Origin of the sequence: Thalassospira sp. (assembly GCF_040218635.1) — a bacterium.
GTDB lineage: Bacteria > Pseudomonadota > Alphaproteobacteria > Rhodospirillales > Thalassospiraceae > Thalassospira.
This window is the reverse complement of record NZ_JAVJRB010000011.1, coordinates 444,005-461,175: the sequence shown is the minus strand read 5'-3', so window position 1 is coordinate 461,175 and position 17,171 is coordinate 444,005. Positions and strand designations below refer to the sequence as shown.

Annotated in this window: 13 protein-coding genes; 11 read left to right on the top strand and 2 right to left on the bottom strand. The window is 53.7% G+C overall.

All coding sequences use genetic code 11. The annotated features are described in order from the left end of the window. Positions 1 to 20: 20 nt before the first annotated feature. The 5 genes from RIC05_RS13340 to RIC05_RS13320 all read left to right on the top strand — a co-directional run bounded on the left by RIC05_RS13340 (position 21) and on the right by RIC05_RS13320 (position 4,646). Entirely contained in the window at positions 21 to 1,070 is a 1,050-nt protein-coding gene (locus RIC05_RS13340) for an ABC transporter ATP-binding protein (RefSeq protein ID WP_350048221.1), read from the top strand. After that, complete coding sequence (locus tag RIC05_RS13335) at positions 1,067 to 1,918, top strand: ABC transporter permease (protein ID WP_350042626.1); 852 nt, start codon at positions 1,067 to 1,069, stop codon at positions 1,916 to 1,918. Before RIC05_RS13340 ends, RIC05_RS13335 begins: the two co-directional genes overlap by 4 nt. After that, positions 1,915 to 2,721, top strand: coding sequence for an ABC transporter permease (locus RIC05_RS13330; protein WP_350042625.1), 807 nt, complete (start codon positions 1,915 to 1,917; stop codon positions 2,719 to 2,721). The genes RIC05_RS13335 and RIC05_RS13330 overlap by 4 nt, the downstream gene beginning before the upstream one ends. Before the next feature lie 62 nt (positions 2,722 to 2,783). Beyond that, positions 2,784 to 3,839 carry an agmatinase gene (gene speB, locus RIC05_RS13325; protein WP_350048223.1) on the top strand — a complete coding sequence of 352 codons (1,056 nt, stop codon included), beginning with the start codon at positions 2,784 to 2,786 and terminating at the stop codon, positions 3,837 to 3,839. Between the two features lie 3 nt (positions 3,840 to 3,842). Then, a complete protein-coding gene (locus RIC05_RS13320) occupies positions 3,843 to 4,646 on the top strand; it encodes a carbon-nitrogen hydrolase family protein (RefSeq protein ID WP_350048225.1) in 804 nt (267 codons plus the stop codon). On the opposite strand, the gene RIC05_RS13315 is transcribed toward RIC05_RS13320, so the two are convergent. Beyond that, on the bottom strand, positions 4,619 to 5,527 hold the full coding sequence (locus tag RIC05_RS13315) for an AraC family transcriptional regulator (RefSeq protein ID WP_350048227.1): 909 nt from the start codon (positions 5,525 to 5,527) through the stop codon (positions 4,619 to 4,621). The genes RIC05_RS13320 and RIC05_RS13315 overlap by 28 nt on opposite strands. A 360-nt stretch (positions 5,528 to 5,887) precedes the next feature. Here RIC05_RS13315 and RIC05_RS13310 point away from each other — a divergent pair, with 360 nt between their 5' ends. From RIC05_RS13310 to RIC05_RS13285, 6 genes are all read left to right on the top strand, one after another. Continuing rightward, on the top strand, positions 5,888 to 7,999 hold the full coding sequence (locus RIC05_RS13310; protein ID WP_350048229.1) for a methyl-accepting chemotaxis protein: 2,112 nt from the start codon (positions 5,888 to 5,890) through the stop codon (positions 7,997 to 7,999). A 344-nt stretch (positions 8,000 to 8,343) separates the two neighbouring features. Next, complete coding sequence (locus RIC05_RS13305) at positions 8,344 to 9,489, top strand: efflux RND transporter periplasmic adaptor subunit (protein WP_350048231.1); 1,146 nt, start codon at positions 8,344 to 8,346, stop codon at positions 9,487 to 9,489. A gap of 2 nt (positions 9,490 to 9,491) precedes the next feature. Next, positions 9,492 to 12,683 (top strand): efflux RND transporter permease subunit, encoded by a 3,192-nt coding sequence (locus RIC05_RS13300; RefSeq protein ID WP_350048233.1) that lies wholly within the window; start codon positions 9,492 to 9,494, stop codon positions 12,681 to 12,683. Position 12,684: 1 nt separating this feature from the next. Then, the gene (locus RIC05_RS13295) at positions 12,685 to 14,136 is read left to right on the top strand and encodes an efflux transporter outer membrane subunit (protein WP_350048235.1); all 1,452 of its coding nucleotides are present in this window, start codon (positions 12,685 to 12,687) and stop codon (positions 14,134 to 14,136) included. A gap of 117 nt (positions 14,137 to 14,253) precedes the next feature. Then, entirely contained in the window at positions 14,254 to 14,871 is a 618-nt protein-coding gene (locus tag RIC05_RS13290; RefSeq protein ID WP_350048237.1) for an alpha-ketoglutarate-dependent dioxygenase AlkB family protein, read from the top strand. Between the two features lie 95 nt (positions 14,872 to 14,966). Next, entirely contained in the window at positions 14,967 to 16,013 is a 1,047-nt protein-coding gene (locus tag RIC05_RS13285) for a LacI family DNA-binding transcriptional regulator (RefSeq protein WP_350048239.1), read from the top strand. Here RIC05_RS13285 and RIC05_RS13280 read toward each other — a convergent pair. After that, entirely contained in the window at positions 16,010 to 17,161 is a 1,152-nt protein-coding gene (locus tag RIC05_RS13280) for a glycosyltransferase (protein ID WP_350048241.1), read from the bottom strand. The two genes, RIC05_RS13285 and RIC05_RS13280, sit on opposite strands and share 4 nt — an antisense overlap. Between the last annotated feature and the right edge of the window lie 10 nt (positions 17,162 to 17,171).

Sequence of the window (17,171 nt, the reverse complement as noted above, 5' to 3'; positions counted from 1 at the left end):
CGTTATATACAGGATCGCCAATGTCCGGTTTGGTCTTTGATTCGATTGTAAAAAAGTTCGGTGATTTTACCGCCGTTCATGAAACCAGCCTTACAATCCCGCAAGGGAAGTTTGTCTGTCTTCTTGGGCCGTCGGGCTGCGGCAAGACGACCTTGCTTCGGATGATTGCCGGTCTGGAAGACCCGACCGCTGGACGTATTTTGTTGGAAGGCGACGATGTCACCCGCATTCCGACCCATCAGCGCGATTTTGGGATGGTGTTCCAAAATCTTGCCCTTTTCCCGCATCTGAGCGTTGGTGAAAACATCGCCTATCCGCTGCGCATTCGTGGTGGGTCCAAGGCCGATTGTTTCAAGGCGGTCAAACGTCTGCTTGATCTGGTGCAATTGCCCGATATGGCGGACCGTCCGGTTGCCAAACTTTCCGGTGGTCAGAAACAGCGCGTTGCGATCGCACGCGCCTTGGCGTTGGAACCAAAGCTTTTCCTGCTTGATGAACCACTATCCGCCCTTGATGCCAAACTGCGTGAAAGCATGCAGATTGAACTTAAACAGCTGCAGCAGAAACTGGGCATTACCACCATTGTCGTGACCCATGATCAGCGCGAAGCCATGACCATGGCCGATCTGGTCGTTGTGATGTCACAGGGCAAAGTCCATCAGGTTGCCCCACCGGTTGAAATTTACCGCAAACCCAAAGACGCCTTTGTGGCGGGCTTTATCGGCATGACCAACCTGCTGTCAGGTCGGGTGAGTGCTGCGGGTAACGTCGCGGTGGCAGGGGGCACCTTGTTGGCCAATGATCTGCCGAAATCCTGGGATGTTACACTGTCTGTGCGTCCGGAAAATATCCGGGTGACAAAGGATAATGGCGAAAATACCCCCGGCGTTTTGAGCGGCGAGGTGTCCTATATCCGTGATCTTGGTGCCAGTATCGAATTTTATCTGAATGTTGCGGGCCAACAGATCACGGCGATTACCACTCCGTCAGATCGCCCGGATGTTGTTGCCGGTGATGCTGTTTCAGTCGCCTTCCCCAAAGATGCCTGTGTGGTGTTGGGGGACGCATGAAAATCAAACCCGGAAAGTTTTCCGATTACGCAGCAATAGGCTTCCCGGCCGGGATGCTCACGGTTTTCTTTGTCATTCCGTTTGGCATCATGATCGCGGTGTCGTTTTTTCAGCGCGTGCAGGGTGCCTTTTATGAACCGGCCTTTGTGTTTGAAAACTACGCACGGTTTCTAAGCACGTTTTTTGGCGGCATTCTCGGGTTTTCGGTTGGACTGGCGGCGCTTGTTGCAGTGGTGTCCGTCCTTTTGGCCTTTCCATTTACCTATATCCTGACCCGAATGGCGCGCCGTACACAGGTCGTGTGGCTGGTGTTTTTACTATCGGTTCTGTCACTCTCGGAAGTTCTGATCGGGTTTGGCTGGTCGACCTTGTTGTCACGGACAGCCGGGATTACCAATCTTCTGGTGTCGCTGGGCATCATGGATAAACCGATGTCGCTGTCGCCAAGCTTTGGCGCGGTCATGACCGGCATGGTCTATCAGACATTCCCTTATACAGTTCTGGTCCTTTATCCCGCATTGTCGCGCCTTGATCCGTCACTGGTCGAAGCCGCCCGGACATTGGGATCGGGCCCGGCGCGCAGTTTCCTGAATATTGTCGTTCCGGCGTTGCGCAACAGCATCGTATCGACCCTGATCATGGTGTTTGTCTTTGCGCTGGGGTGTTATTTGCTGCCGCAATTGTTGGGCAAGCCATCACACTGGACCCTGTCGGTTCTGATTACGGATCAGGCGATCTATCAATCAAACATGCCGTTTGCGGCTGCCATGGCTGTGTTTCTTGTCCTTGTCAGCCTGTCGCTGGTTGCGATCTCGCTTCTTTATGGCAAGAAGGAGAATGCAGGATGATCAACCGTTTTGTCTTGCGCCTGTTCCTTGCCGCCATGGCGCTGTTTCTTTCGGCCCCGTTGGTTGTGGTTGCCGGTGTCTCGTTTAATGAAAAGAAGTCGCTGTCTTTCCCGCCCGAAGGTTTCTCGCTTGATTGGTATGCCCAGATCTTTACCGAAGATAGCTGGCGACAGGCGCTGTTTAACAGTCTTGGTGTGGCGATTGGGGCATCAAGCCTGTCAGTGATCATTGCCTTCCCGCTTGCATGGTTCTTATGGCGGTTCCATGCGCCTTGGGCACGGATTGTTCAGGTTTTGGGACTGGCGCCATTCATCCTGCCGCCAGTGATTACCGCTCTTGGGTTCCTAAGTTTCTGGACCACGGCAGGGGCCTATGGGCAGCCATGGACGGTGGTGATCAGTCACGGGATATTCTTTGTCACACTGCCGCTGGTCACGCTGACCCTTGGGTTTGAGGCCGTCGATGACAGTCTGGTCGAAGCCGCCGCCACAATGGGGGCCGATGACAGGACCATTTTGCGGACAATCATTTTACCGCTGATCCTGCCCTACATCATTTCGGGCATGGCTTTCGCGTTCGTGCTCTCGCTGAACGAATATATCGTTGCCTATATGGCGGTCGGCTTCACGGTCGAGACCCTGCCGATCAAGATTTTCAATTCCCTGCGATATGGCTACACGCCAACCATGGCCTCGGTCACTGTGCTGTTTGTCGCGGTGGCGATAGTGGTGTTTGGTTTGATTGCACGCTTTGGCGATCTGCCGCGTCTACTTGGCGCCTGGCGTCATGACGAGGACAGCTAATGCAATCTACGCCCGCAATTTCAAACAATCAGAAACGTCCCACACGGTATTAGGAGGCCACCATGGTTAACAGTGAAAAGCTTGCGAAACTCCGCGAGAAATATGGCAATGCCAAAGGCGGCGATATGTTCGACCCGCATTTCAAGGAAGTAGCTGAAACCCAGTTTTCGGCCACTGGCGAACGCAAATGGCCCTTTGCCGGTGTGCCGACATTCCTTGATGCGCCTTTTGCACCCGATGCCGCCAAAACCAACTTTGACGGCATCGATGTTGCCTTGGTCGGTGTGCCGATGGATTTGGGTGTGACCAACCGTGCCGGTGCGCGTCTTGGCCCGCGTGCGGTGCGCAACATTGAACGCATTGGCCCGTATGAACACGTTTTGCGCATGGTGCCCGGCGCGCATTGTTCTGTGGCTGATATTGGCGATGTTCCGTTCAGAAGCCGGTTTTCTCTGGAAAAATGCCATGAGGATATCGAAGAATATTTCACCAAGATTGTTGATGCCGGTGTCATCCCGATTGCGATCGGCGGGGATCATTCGATCACTTATTCCATCCAGCGCGCAGTTGGCAAAGACCGCCCGGTTGGCATGATCCATCTGGATGCCCATTGCGACACCAGCGGCGAATATGAAGGGGCGAAATTCCATCATGGCGGGCCGTTCCGTCAATCGGTCATGGACGGGGTGCTTGATCCGGAACGCACCATCCAGATCGGTATTCGCGGGGGTGCGGAATATCTGTGGGAATTTTCCTATGACAGTGGCATGACCGTGATCCATGCCGAAGAAGTCCCGCAAATGGGGGTTGAGGCCGTGATCGCCAAGGCGCGTGAAGTCATCGGTGATGGCCCGGTTTATCTGTCCTTTGACGTTGATTGCCTTGATCCGTCCTTTGCACCGGGAACCGGAACACCGGAAATCGGCGGTCTGACATCACGCGAAGCACTTGCGATCTTACGCGGTCTTAAGGGACTTGATTTCGTCGGTGCCGACGTGGTCGAAGTCGCCCCGCAATATGATGCCACCACCAATACCGCCCATGCCGGTGCACAGGTTCTGTTCGAAGAACTCTGCTTGGTGACCGATGCGCTGAAACGTCGCAAAGGCGGGGCATAAGTCATGAAAATTGCGGTTTATCAGTCCGGCCCAAACGCAATCATTGATAAACCGACCCGGATCGCGAGCCTCGCACGCCGTGCGCGTGAGGCCCGCGATGCCGGTGCCGAACTGATCGCGGCCCCTGAAATGTATTTGACCGGCTATAATATTGGCCGCGAAAAGATATTGGCAGAATCCGAACCCCTATCGGGGGAAAGCCTGTCGGCGGTATGTGACATCGCGCGTGAAACCGGCATTGCGATTGTGGTCGGCTTTGGCGAGTTGGGCGATGACGGGCGCAATTACAATGCCTGTGCGTTGTTTGATAAAACCGGCAAGCGACGCTTGCTGCACCGTAAAATTCAGTTATTCGGTGAACTTGATCGTTCATGTTTTGCGCCGGGCAATAATATGCCGCTGGTGATTGACTGGAACGGCATCAAAGTATCGATGCTGATCTGCTATGACGTTGAATTTCCTGAATTGGTGCGCAGCATTGCGTTAAAGGGATGTGATCTTTTGCTGGTTCCAACCGCGCAAATGGCCCCTTATGACCGGGTGGCGGAAATGATGGTTCCGGTGCGGGCGATGGAAAGCCAGATGTTTCTGGCCTATGCCAATCGATGCGATCAGGAAGGTGCGCTTGATTATGTCGGGAAAAGTGTGATTTGCAGCCCATGGCGTGATCTTGCCCGTGCAGACGGGCAGGACGGGTTGATCATGGCCGATCTGGATTTTGATGCGCTGAAAAAATCACGTGCCGAGTTCCCGTATCTGGCGGATCGACGCCCGGAAAGCTATTTCGGCATTCTTGACGAAAACTGATCAAGACTTGCGATAAAGGCACCGGGGCTGACCCCCCACATTGCCTTGAAATGGCGGTTCAGGTGGCTTTGATCGGAAAACCCGGTTGCCGCAGCGACATCGGCAATTGTTTCGCCGTCAAACAGCATCCGTTTGGCGCGGCGCAATCTCATATGGTTGAAATAGGCATGTGGCGGAAGCCCGGTCGCTTCGCGAAACACGCGCAGCAAATGAAACCGGCTTATCCCGGTCAGGGTCGCCAGATCATCCAGCGCAATATTCTCATCAAGGTGGGCTTCCATATAATCAATAACCGCCTGAACCCGTTTGTCTTCTGATCCGGGTCGATAAAGATAAGGCGGCGCATCTGCGTGACGCAGGGCCAAGCGCGCGGCACTGTATAAAAGCTGACTGTCGCGTTCCAACAGGCTTGTCGATTGTGCCAAATCCGGTCGGAACATGCGGTGCAGTGACTGAAGCTGCACATGCAGTTCCGGGTCATCAACCACGCAATTGCCAAAAAACGGCAGGCCTTTGCTGTTGGGGGATAATTCACGGACCAGATCGCCAAATACGTCCGGTGCGATGAACATGATCTGGTACTGATAGCCGTCCTCGGATGCCGGACCACCGTCATGAACCTGCATCGGGTTCATCATTAAAAGCTGGCCACGCGATGCGACATAATTCGTCCCGCGCGTCATAAACTGTTCCGCCCCGTTCAGGATGGTGCCAAAGGCGTAATAGTCATGGCTGTGCTTGGGGAATGTGAAATTCTTATAGTCGGCTTCGAACAAATCAATCCCGTTCGCTGCCCGCCAATGACGGGCAATCTCAGGCGGGCGCCGGGTCGCAGTGTTGCGATTTCCGGGTGCTGCGATTTTGCGCGAAGTCTGTTCCATCGGGAAATTATAACGATCCGAAATCAACCCTGCTTGTACAATATTGTCATGGTGACATTTTAAGTCGGCCGGGACCGGATTTTCCAATCATCACACGCCAGCCGACCGAGTCGCGCCGATAATCGGGACAAAAGTGCAAAACAGGCCTTTTAGAAAGGAATAGTTCGACCTCTATTTCTGTATAGGGTCATGTTCATATGAACATTTTTGATGGGATTAAATGTTGTATTGCGCTGCAAAATCCATCGTAGCGATCAGATATGTGTGGATGAATGCGAGTTTCATCTAAGTGTTACAAAACGAGGCACTCAGCCGATGTAAGGATCGCGCCAAACGTCCCACTTTATGTTTGGATATCCCATGTTCCTTGATCGAATTCGCATTGGATCACGCATCTTCGCCGGCTTCTTTGTTCTGGTTGTCTTGCTTGTCGGTCTAAGTGCGCTTTCCTCGACCTATCTTCTTGGCTTCGGTGCCCATGCTGATCGTATTAGCAAAAGCACCAGTCTGGTCGGCCTTGCCAATGATTATGCCCTGAAACTTGAACGTCTTTCAAATCAGGTTCTGTTGTTTGCCCAAACTGTCGAACTTCAGGATCGCGAAGGCATCACCACCATTCGCGAAGCCGCAGAACTGAGTGGTGCGACCCTTGTTGATGCGCTGCGGACCGCCGGTGATCTGGACCGCGCAAGCGCGCTTGAAAGCTTGAGTGCTGAATATATCGGAACGCTTGAACCGCTTGTCCTGCGGGCCGAAAACCTGACGGCGGCATCTGATACGATGCTGCTGGGGGCAAACCAGTTGGGCCAGTCTGCTGCCAAGCTTGAAGAATTCATCGCCAAACGCGATCCGGCGATTGCGGAAAAATACAGCGATAAACTTGGTGCCGCCAATCTGGCGGCCATCGTCAACAGTCTGCAATTCCCGATCCTTAGGACCGATGAGGCGCTTGAAGCAGCACGCAGTCAGACATCTGCCCTGACCGACCTTCAGGAAGAGATCAAATCGTCCTTTGACGATCTGAAGCGCAATGACAAGAAGCTGTTTTCGTACGCGATCCGCGACAATGATTTGCTCAAACAAGGTGCCAATCAGCTGCAAGGATCAATCGGCGGGTTCCGTCAATCAATGGACAACTTCAAATCTGCCGTACGTGAAGTGCAATCCATCACCCAAAATATCCGCCAGGAAGCAATGGCAAGCCAGGCCGCATTGGTCGAAGCCGCCCATGCAGAGGCAGAAAGCTCCGCACTCACCAACATCATGGTCGCGGCCGTCGGTGTAATTGTTGCCTTGGCACTGGCATTTGGCATTGCCATGAGCATCCTGCGTCCGCTCAAGCGCGTGAATGGCGATATGACGCGGCTGAGTGAAAATGACACGGAAATCGATCTGGTGGATATCAACCGTTTTGATGAATTTGGTGCGATGTCGCGTACGGTTGCGATCTTCCGCGAAAATGCGCTGAAGATCGAGCAAATGGCCGAAGAACGCATCACCATGCAGCGTATCGAAGAAGAAAAACGTCGTGCGTCCCTTGGCGCCATGGCCGATACGATCGAAGGTGAAACCACCGGGCTGGTCAAATCGGTCAGCCATCAGGTCACCCGCATGCGTGAAGCCGTGACCGAGGTTGCCGCCGCCGCTGAACGTGTGACCCTTCAAACCCAAACCGCAACCGGTGCCGCACAAGACAGCCAGTCGCATTCCAATGCAATTGGCGATGCCGCCATCCGACTGACCCAGGCCATCGGGTCAATCGCCAACCGGGTCGAACATCAGCGCGAAATTGCCCAGAACGCAGTTGGATCAACCGAACAATCGACCAAGGCGGTTGATGATCTGCGCGAAGTTGCGATCAGTATCGAACAGATCGTTGATTTGATCCGCGGCATTGCAGGACAAACCAATTTGCTTGCCCTGAATGCAACAATCGAAGCTGCCCGTGCCGGTGAAGCAGGCAAAGGCTTTGCCGTTGTCGCAGCCGAGGTCAAAAATCTTGCCGGTCAAACCGAACAGGCAACCAAACAGATCACAGAGCATGTCAATGCGATGGGTGCTGTGACAGATCGCTGTGTCGCATCAATGGAAGAAGTCGGTGTGACCGTGCGGTCGATGATGACGATATCTGATGAAGTTGCCGGTGATGTCGAACATCAACGCCGCGAGACCGAAGAAATCACCGGGGCCATTTCCCTTGCCGGTGATGCGGTGCGCAATGTCGGTACGGCAATTGGTGAAGTTTCCGACGATATCGAAGTCACCCGAAAACTAAGCCTTGATCTGAACCGCCGCGCAGATGAAGTCGAACGCAATGTGACGGAACTGACCGCCTCGCTTGATCGTGCAGTGGCCTCGACCGGTGACGATGATCCGGTATCCGGGGATGATCATGATGCGTCCGAAATCGATGATTGGCGGGATCAGAATCTTGTCGCGTTTCCCCATGGCAATATGCGCGGTGCTGCCTGATATCGGGTTTAACGATCACCTGCATCTGACATAAATCTTGTCACGGTTTAAACGGAACGGGCCTGCATGCCGTACAGAGTATGCAGGCCCGTTGCATTTGAAATATTGTATCGGCAAGAAACGTAGAGTTTAGCGAGAGTTGCGATACAATCTGCGACGTTTCTGATACACTTTTTGTGTGGTTCTGGCGGGCAGGTTGCAATATCTTTCCCGGCATAGGTATTTCGGAAAAGAATAAACACCCCTTTCGGGTAATAAATTGAAATACAGAAGTTTTCCCGGACGGGAATGGGGCTCTCACGGGGAGATCATTTGATCTGGCCCGACTTGGAAGTATCAATGTGATGGCGCGTAAATCAACGCTTCTGATCGCAGGTGTCGTACTGATTGCAGTGGCGGCATCTGCCTATATCTTTGCCAAGGACGACATCATTGCTCTTGTGTCGCCGGCTGGACAATCACAGCAGGCTGAGCAACGGGCCGGTGCCAATGGTGCTGAGCGCGGTTTGCCGGTGATTGCTGAATATGCCAGCCTGATGGATGAAACAACCGTGGTCGAATCTGTCGGGACCGGCAAATCAGCACTGGGTGTTTCAATCTATCCGGCGGTATCTGGCGAAGTATCTGATGTATTGGTTCGCGCCGGTGACAAGGTTACCAAGGGACAGGTTCTTGTTATCCTGAATTCCGAACGTGAACGCCTTGCCCGTGACCTGGCCGCGGTTCAGGCCAAAGATGCCCAGCAACTTTTGGGGCGCTATGAACAGGCCCGCCCATTGGGTGCAGTTGCCGCCAGTGAAGTTGACAGCGCGCGTACAGCTCTTGCAGAAGCAAAAATTCAGCTTGATCAGGCCGAAGTAAATTTGGCAGATCGCACCATTCTCGCCCCGTTTGATGGCATTATCGGTATCCCGCAAGTCGAAGCAGGTGATCGGGTTGATAGTTCAACCATTCTGCTCACCCTTGATAACATCGATAGCATTCTGGTCGATTTCGAAGTCGCGGAAACCCGGTTCGATAACGTAAAACCCGGTCAGTCGGTTCGGGTCGAAACATGGAGTTTACCGGGCGAGCTGTTTACCGGTGTTGTCGAATCCATCGGCAGTCGTATCGACCCTGAAAGCCGGACATTTAACGTGCGTGCACGGGTGCCAAACCCGAATGCGCGATTGCTGAGCGGGATGTCCTTTGCTGTCTATGTCGATATCGAAGGCAAACAATATCCGTCTGTTGCCGAAATTTCGGTCCTGTGGGGCGAAGGTGGCACCTATGTCTGGCGGATTAAGGATGAAACAGTTTCGCGTGTTCCTGTCCGTGTCGTGAAACGGACCAATGGCCGCATCCTGCTTGAAGGCGGGGTTTCCGAAGGTGACCTGATTGTTGTTGAAGGTGTCTTGCGTCTGCGGCCGGGCCGCACAGTTACGGCAAACATTCGCGGCAGCGAGGAAACCGGTGTTGCCGCCCGCGAGGGTACTGGTGAAGGATCCTGATCATGACGGACAATCCCGGTAATCAGGACCACAATGATCTTGCGTCGCTAAGTATCCGGCGACCGGTTCTTGTGTGTGTGGTTGCTCTTTTGATCATTCTTGCCGGTCTTGCGGCGATGTTGGGTGTCGAAATTCGCGAACTGCCCAATGTGGACCGTCCAACCGTCACCATCACCGCCAATTATAACGGTGCTTCGCCGGAAACGGTCGATGCCGAAGTCACCTCGGTTCTGGAAAGTGCTGCTTCACGGGTCAGCGGTGTCAAAGACATCAATTCCCAAAGCGAAGAGGGCAATGCCCGTGTTCGCATCGAATTTTATCCCGATATTGAAATCAACGATGCTGCCAGCGACATTCGCGAAGCAGTCAGCCGTGCTTCGCGCAGCCTCCCCGATGGGGTTGAAGATGTCCGCGTGATCAAGGCCGATGCCGACGCCAGCGCGATCATGCGCATGGCCGTTGTCAGCAACCGCCTGACCGAAGAAGAACTGGCCAATATTGTTGAAGATCAGATTAGCCCGGCCCTGTTGGCTGTGCCCGGTGTTGCCGAAATCACGGTAAACGGGGACCGTGAAAAAGTCCTGCATGTGCGGATTGATCCGCTGCGGATTGCCAGTTACGGGCTGTCGGTTCAAGACATTGCCGATGTTTTGGAAACGGCACAGTTTGATATTCCGGCTGGCAGCTTTGAATCAACCGATCAGAAATTGTTTGTCCGTGCTGATGCATCCGTTTGGGAAGTCGACAAGCTAAATCAGATGCTTGTCCGTGGTGCCATTCGTCTCGGGGATGTGGCTGATATCTATTACGGCCCCGATGATGCGTCATCCTATGTGCGCCTTGATGGACGTGCTGTGATTGGGCTTGGTGTTGTCCGTCAGGCGCAATCAAATACGATTGCGATTTCCAACGGTGTGCGCGATGCCGTTGAACGGCTGAACAGTCAGTATGATGACATCAACGTATTCGTGAATTCCGATGATGCGGTGTTCATTGAAGGCGCGCTTTGGGAAGTGATCTTCAGCCTTGCCTTGGCGATTATTATTGTTATTGCCGTGCTGTATCTGTTCCTGCGATCCTTTACCGCGACATTGATCCCGACCGTTACCATTCCGATTGCCTTGATCGGGACAGTGGCGGCAATCTGGGCGATGGGCTTTTCGATCAATATTCTGACCTTGCTTGCCCTTGTTCTGGCAACCGGGATGATTGTTGATGACGCGATTGTCGTTCTGGAAAATATCCAGCGTCGTCGTCATCAGGGTCTTGGTTCTATGGCGGCCGCCGTGCTGGGTACCCGGCAGGTTTTCTTTGCCGTTATTGCAACCACACTGACATTGATTTCGGTGTTTGTGCCGATTTCATTCCTGCCAAGCACGGCAGGACGGTTGTTCCGTGAATTCGGTTTTGTGTTGGCTTTTTCAGTGGCGGTATCTTCGTTTGTCGCCCTGTCATTGTGTCCGATGCTGGCATCGCGTTTGAAACATATCGATCCGCATGATGGCGATACCGATGTTGAACCGAATATGCTGGAACGCGTCGGGATTTTCTTTGCCGGAATTTATCGCCATATCCTGGAATGGGTTTTACGCAGCCCCGTCATCACTTTGATGATTTGCGTTGTCGCGGGTGGGTTGGCGTTTGGTGCCTATAACACTGTGACCAAGGAACTGCTGCCCGAAGAAGATCGTGGGCGTATTCTGGTATCGCTGCGCGGTCCTGATGGGGTTGGCATTGATTATATGGACCGTCAGGTCGAGGCGGTTGAAAACATTCTGCGCCCGATTGTCGAGGCCGGTGATGCTTATAACATCTACACCATCGTCGGTCTGTGGGACCCCAACCGTGCGCTGGTGATTGCACCTTTGGTGCCATGGGATGAACGTATCCGCAGTCAGCAAGATATCACCAACAGTGTTCGGGGAAAACTGAACGATCTTCCGGGGGTTCAGGCGGTTGTCTGGCAGCCCAACAGTCTGGGGTTGCGCGGCGGCACGGGTGAAGGTTTGCAATTTGCCCTGACCGGGACGAATTACCGCACGCTGGCGGGCAATGCGCGCGCCATGCAGCAGGAAATTGAAGCCAACTATCCCAATCTGACCGGTGTGCGGGTGTCCTATCAGACAACCCAGCCACAGCTTCTGGTCAATATTGACCGCAAACGCGCCTTTGATCTTGGCATTGAGATTGACGAACTTGATACGACGTTACGCGCAATGATCGAGGGATATGAAGTCACCGACATCAATGTTGATGATCAGAACATTCCGGTCAAATTGCGCAGTTCGGTTGGCAGCATCAATGATCCATCCGATCTTGAAAACCTGTTTGTCAGTGGGACCAATGGCCGCATCCTGCCATTGTCCTCGGTCATAACGCTAAGTGAAGAAGCCGTCGCATCCGAACTTGAACGCGAAGGCCAGCAACGTGCGGTGACAGTTTCGGCCAATCTTGCACCGGGTTATACGCTTGATGACGCGGTCAGTGATGTGAATGAAGTTGCCGATAAAGTCCTGCAACCCGGTATTGGAATTTTGTTCCTGGGCGATGCTGCGGCCCTTGGCGAAGCATCGCACGATGTGCAAATCACGTTCTTGATTGCAGTTCTTGTTGTGCTGCTTGTTCTTGCCGCACAATTTGAAAGCTTCATGTCTGCTTTGGTGGTTGTCCTGACCGTGCCATTTGGTTTGGCCGCAGCAATTTACGCGCTCAGCCTAAGCGGCACATCGATCAATATCTATAGCCAGATCGGGCTTGTGATGTTGGTCGGGCTTATGGCCAAGAACGGTATTCTGGTTGTCGAATTTGCGGATCAGTTGCGCGATGCAGGTAAATCCGTCCGCGAAGCGGTTCACGATGCGGCAATGGTGCGTTTACGGCCAATCATGATGACGATGATTTCAACCGTCTTGGGTGGCTTGCCATTGGTGTTGGGATCGGGTGCCGGGGCAGAAGCCCGTGCGGCGATTGGCTGGGTCGTGTTTGGCGGGCTTGGCTTTGCCACGGTCTTTACCTTGTTCCTGACCCCGGTGCTTTATTTGTTGTTGGCACCATTGGTGTCGGCCCGTGCGGATGGCGGTTTGAAATTGCAAACCCAGCTGCGTGCCGCAGAAGACATTCCCGATACCGGTGAAATTCCAGATGACGTGACGCATGGTGCAGCACCCAGCGGAATCGAAGGAAGTGCGAAATAACATGAAGAACAATCGTCTTTTCGCAGTTTCTGGCATTGCGATGCTGGTCGGGTTGGCAGGGTGTCAGTCGGTTGGTCCGGATTATACCGCACCGAACTTTGATCTGGTCGGGGCCTATTCCCCGGAAATTCCGGTGATTGCCGCACGTCAGGCAGAACAGGGGCGTTGGTGGGAAAGCACGACAGATCCTGTTTTGCAAAGCCTGATCGACGAAGGTGTTGCCAATAATATCGACCTTAAGATCGCTATCAGCCGTATTCGCGCCGCCGCCGCAACCGCGCGCGGGGTGGCCGGGGCCAATGGTCCGACAATTGATGCCAGCGTTGATGGATCGGCTGATCGCACGACATCAAGCCGTGCCAGTGGCAACCGTGTTGATGACATTGGATTTGGCGCGGGAATTGATCTGTCATGGACGGCGGATATCTGGGGTGGTCAGGCACGCGAAGAAGAAGTCGCTGAAGCAGACTATTTGCAACAGGTTTATCTGCGCGAAGATGTCTATCGCACCATGATTGCCGATATCATCACCAACTATATTGAGCTGCGTGGCGCGCAAAAACGTCTCGGACTTTTACAAGACTCGCTTGATCTGCAACGTCAGACCAGCAACATCGTTCAGGTGCGTTTGCAAACCGGGCTTGGATCGGAACTTGATCTGTCCCGTGCCCGTGCCGAAGTCGCCGACCTTGAAGCGACCGTACCAACCCTGCAGACCAGTATTGATCGATCCATCAATGCAATTTCGATCCTGGTCGGCGCGCAGCCGGGCAGACATCGTGATGCCTTGCTTGATACATCACCCTTGCCGGAATTCCAAAGCAGCCCGCCGATTGGCGTCCCCGCCGACCTTTTGCGCCGCCGACCAGATGTGCGGGCAGCTGAGCTTTCCCTGATCTCTGCGACATCGCAAATCGGGGTGGAAACGGCAACACTGTACCCGGAATTGACCATTAACGGGTCTTTGGCCTTGGGGGCGACGGGCTATGGCACCGGGCCCATCATTCGGACCGCGATGGCGGCAATCGGTGCAGTGATTGATGCCACCCTTTACGATGGTGGCGAACGCCGGGCCAATATCACGGTTGCCGAAGAAGAAGCCGAGCAGGCCTTTTTGATCTATCGCCAGACATTGTTGAACGCGATTGAGGAAGTTGAAAGTGCGATTTACGGCTATGTCGGGGCGGTGCAGCAACGTGATTCTTTGATTGCATCGGTGCAATATCACCGGGACGCATTTGATCAATCGCGGGTACGGTTTGTGCAAGGTCTGTCGGACTTTCTCGACGTTTTGGATTCTCAGCGCAGCCTGACCGGATCGTTACAGGCACTTGCCGATGCCGAAACCGATCTCGAACTTGAAACCATCAATCTTTACAGTGCTGCGGGATTAAGCGTTGAAGACGTTGAACGCTATGCCGCGCAAGAAGGTGTGACACTGATCAACGGCTAGCTTCTTGGCGACGTAACATCCCAACAACTTGCAAAAACGAATATATCAGCGAACTGTGGCTTGAGTTTCGCCTTCGTTCGGCCTAGGTCTTTGGCAGAATGACTTCCGGGGAAAATCATGACCGGCGATCTGTTTGCCAATGAACCACCACGCAATCTTTTGCCATTTGACGGCGACGTCTTGTTGTTGCGTGACATCATGGCGCCTGATGATGCGGACCGGACCTTTGCCCGCCTTAAAAGTGGTATTGTCTGGCAGCAGGAAATTGCCAGAATTCATGGCAAAGAAATTGCCGTTCCGCGCCTGACCGCATGGTATGGCGAGGTCGCCTATCGCTATAGCGGTGTGTATCACCCAGCAGCGCCGTTTCCATCAATCATAGCGCCTTTACGCAGTTTGGCCGAAGAACTTTCCGGGGCAGGGGTATCGTTTAACACGGTTCTTTTGAATCAGTATCGCGATGGCCGCGACAGCGTTTCCTGGCATGCCGATGACGAAGATGTGCTGGGTGAAAATCCGATCATTGCCAGTTTGTCTTTTGGTGAAGAACGCCGGTTTCATTTGCGTCACAAGAAAACCGGTGATCGGATCAGCATTGATTTACCCCATAATTCGGCCCTGATCATGTCGGGCGCAACACAGCATTTCTGGCTTCATCAATTGCCCAAAACCGCAAGACAGGTGGGCCCCCGCATCAATCTGACATTCCGCAAAACGCAATCGGAATCCCGATAGGGATCTCTTCTGGTAGAGACGGCGGGCTTCTGGCTATAGTGTAGCTAATTCAAACCAATAGCATCGTGAAGACACGGGATCGGAGAACGGGACGCATGGCAAAACGCGTAAAACTTCTGGATGTCGCCAAGGCCGCCGGGGTTTCGCAAGGAACAGCGTCGAATGCCTTTGGCAAACCGGATCTGGTGCGCCCGGAAGTCCGTGAACGCATTTTTGCCGCCGCCAAGGACCTTGGCTATCGCGGCCCGCATGTCATGGCCCGCATGTTGCGCACCGGCAAGGCCGGGGCACTTGGCGTGGTTTTCCCCGATAATCTTGAATATGCCTTTAGTGATCCGGTGGCGATTGAATTGCTGCGCGGGATCGGGCGGGAATGCGCCCATCGCGGCGTCAATGTCATGATCATATCGGCTGAAAATCAGCAACAGGCGATTGCCGCGGTCAATAATGCCGCGGTCGATGCGTTTCTGGTTCATTGCTATTCGGATAACAATGACATCATTGCCGCCATTCAGCGCCGCAATCAGCCCTTGATCAGCATTGATACCGATATTGCCGGTGCCGCCGGAACCGTGGTTCTAGATGATCATGCTGCGGCAAAGGGGGCGGCACAGCATCTGCTTGATTGTGGGGCGAAACGGTTTGCCATCCTGTTGTTGCAGGCAACCGAGCATGATCACTTCGGCCCGATGAATGCCAACCGCGTTGGTGCTGCCAGCCACCGTGTCGTCCGCGAACGATTGGCGGGCTATCACGACGCATTGGGTAAGGCCGGGATCACAGCCGATGATGTGATCCATATCGAATGCGATAACCAGTCTGAACACAGTGCCAAAATGACGGCGGAGATGCTGGAAAGCCATCCTGAAATTGACGGCATTCTTGCCATGTCCGATGTGATTGCGATTGGCGCGATTGATGCCGCGCGGACCGTCGGGCGCAAGGTCCCGGATGATCTTAAGGTCATTGGCATTGACGGGATTGTGGCAGGCGAACGCACCGACCCACCCTTGACGACGATGTATCAGGATTCCGTTGAAAAAGGCCGACTGGCCGCTGAAATGGCGCTATCGGATGACGGTGGGAAAACCATCACCCTGACAACCAAACTACTGCTCCGTGGTTCCAGCAAGTCTGATTAATCAGCGAAATCAAATTCGGGTAAGTCCCGCTTGCCCGCCAAGCCATCCCACAGGGCAAGATATCGGTCATTCATGGCTGTAAGGCTATAATGATCAACGATCCGTTTGCGTGATGCTGCCTTACGGAACGTTTTGCTATCGGGGTCCTCGCCAAGAAGTTCTTCAATCGCGCTTGCCATGTCATTCGGCGCGTGAAGCGGGACGGTCTTGCCGGTTCCACCCAGAATTTCGGCCACATCACCAACATCATTGCCAACTGCCGGTACACCACATGCCATGGCCTCTCCAATGACATTGGGAAAGCCTTCGCCAAAGCTTGATGACAAAACTGCAACATCAAGGGCCGGGACAAGTTGGGCAACATCACGGCGCAGGCCTAGGGCGGAAATATGGCCCTTAAGCGCGTCGGAGAATGTCAGTGTTTCTGTATCCTGTCCGATCAAAACCAGATGCACATCCTGGCCGTTGGCACGTAGAAGTTCGACAGCATCAAACAAGGTCGCATGATCCTTTGCCGGGTCCTTGCGTGCGACCATACCGATCAGCGATGTGGTCGGGGTAAGGCCAAGTTCCTTGCAAAGGCGCTTTTTTGCAGCCGGATCAGGGCGCCATTCATTGGTATCAAACCCGTTGGGCAAATAAGCCCATTTTTTCGGATGATACCCGCATGTGATGTGATGGCGTTGTCCCGCATGGGAATTCGCTGCAACAACCGCGGGGCGAGACGAAAGTTTTGCCAGAAGGTTTAAGACAATTCGTGTCGATCGGCCATAAAGCGACAGATCCATTTCCGCACAGCGAATGTTCCATGCCAAACGCTTGGTCCCACGTCCTGAAACGGTTGCCGCCAAGGTGGCGATAAAATCGGAATGATACAGCCATGACATGATGGCATCAGGTTTATGACGGCGCATAAGACCGGCAAGCTTGAAAATTGCACCGGGCAGGTCACGAACCCCCGATGACATACCAAGACAAAAAAGTTCAACCCCTGCCTTGCGAAGGTCAGCGCCAAAGACGCCTTCACCCATCAATGAAACAACGATCTGACGCGGTGCATCGGGATCTGTGCTTTGGGCATTATGGCACGCAATCCGGGTCAGAACGCGTTCCGCACCCCCGGCATCAAGTTCATTGATGATGTGCATTACCAAAGTC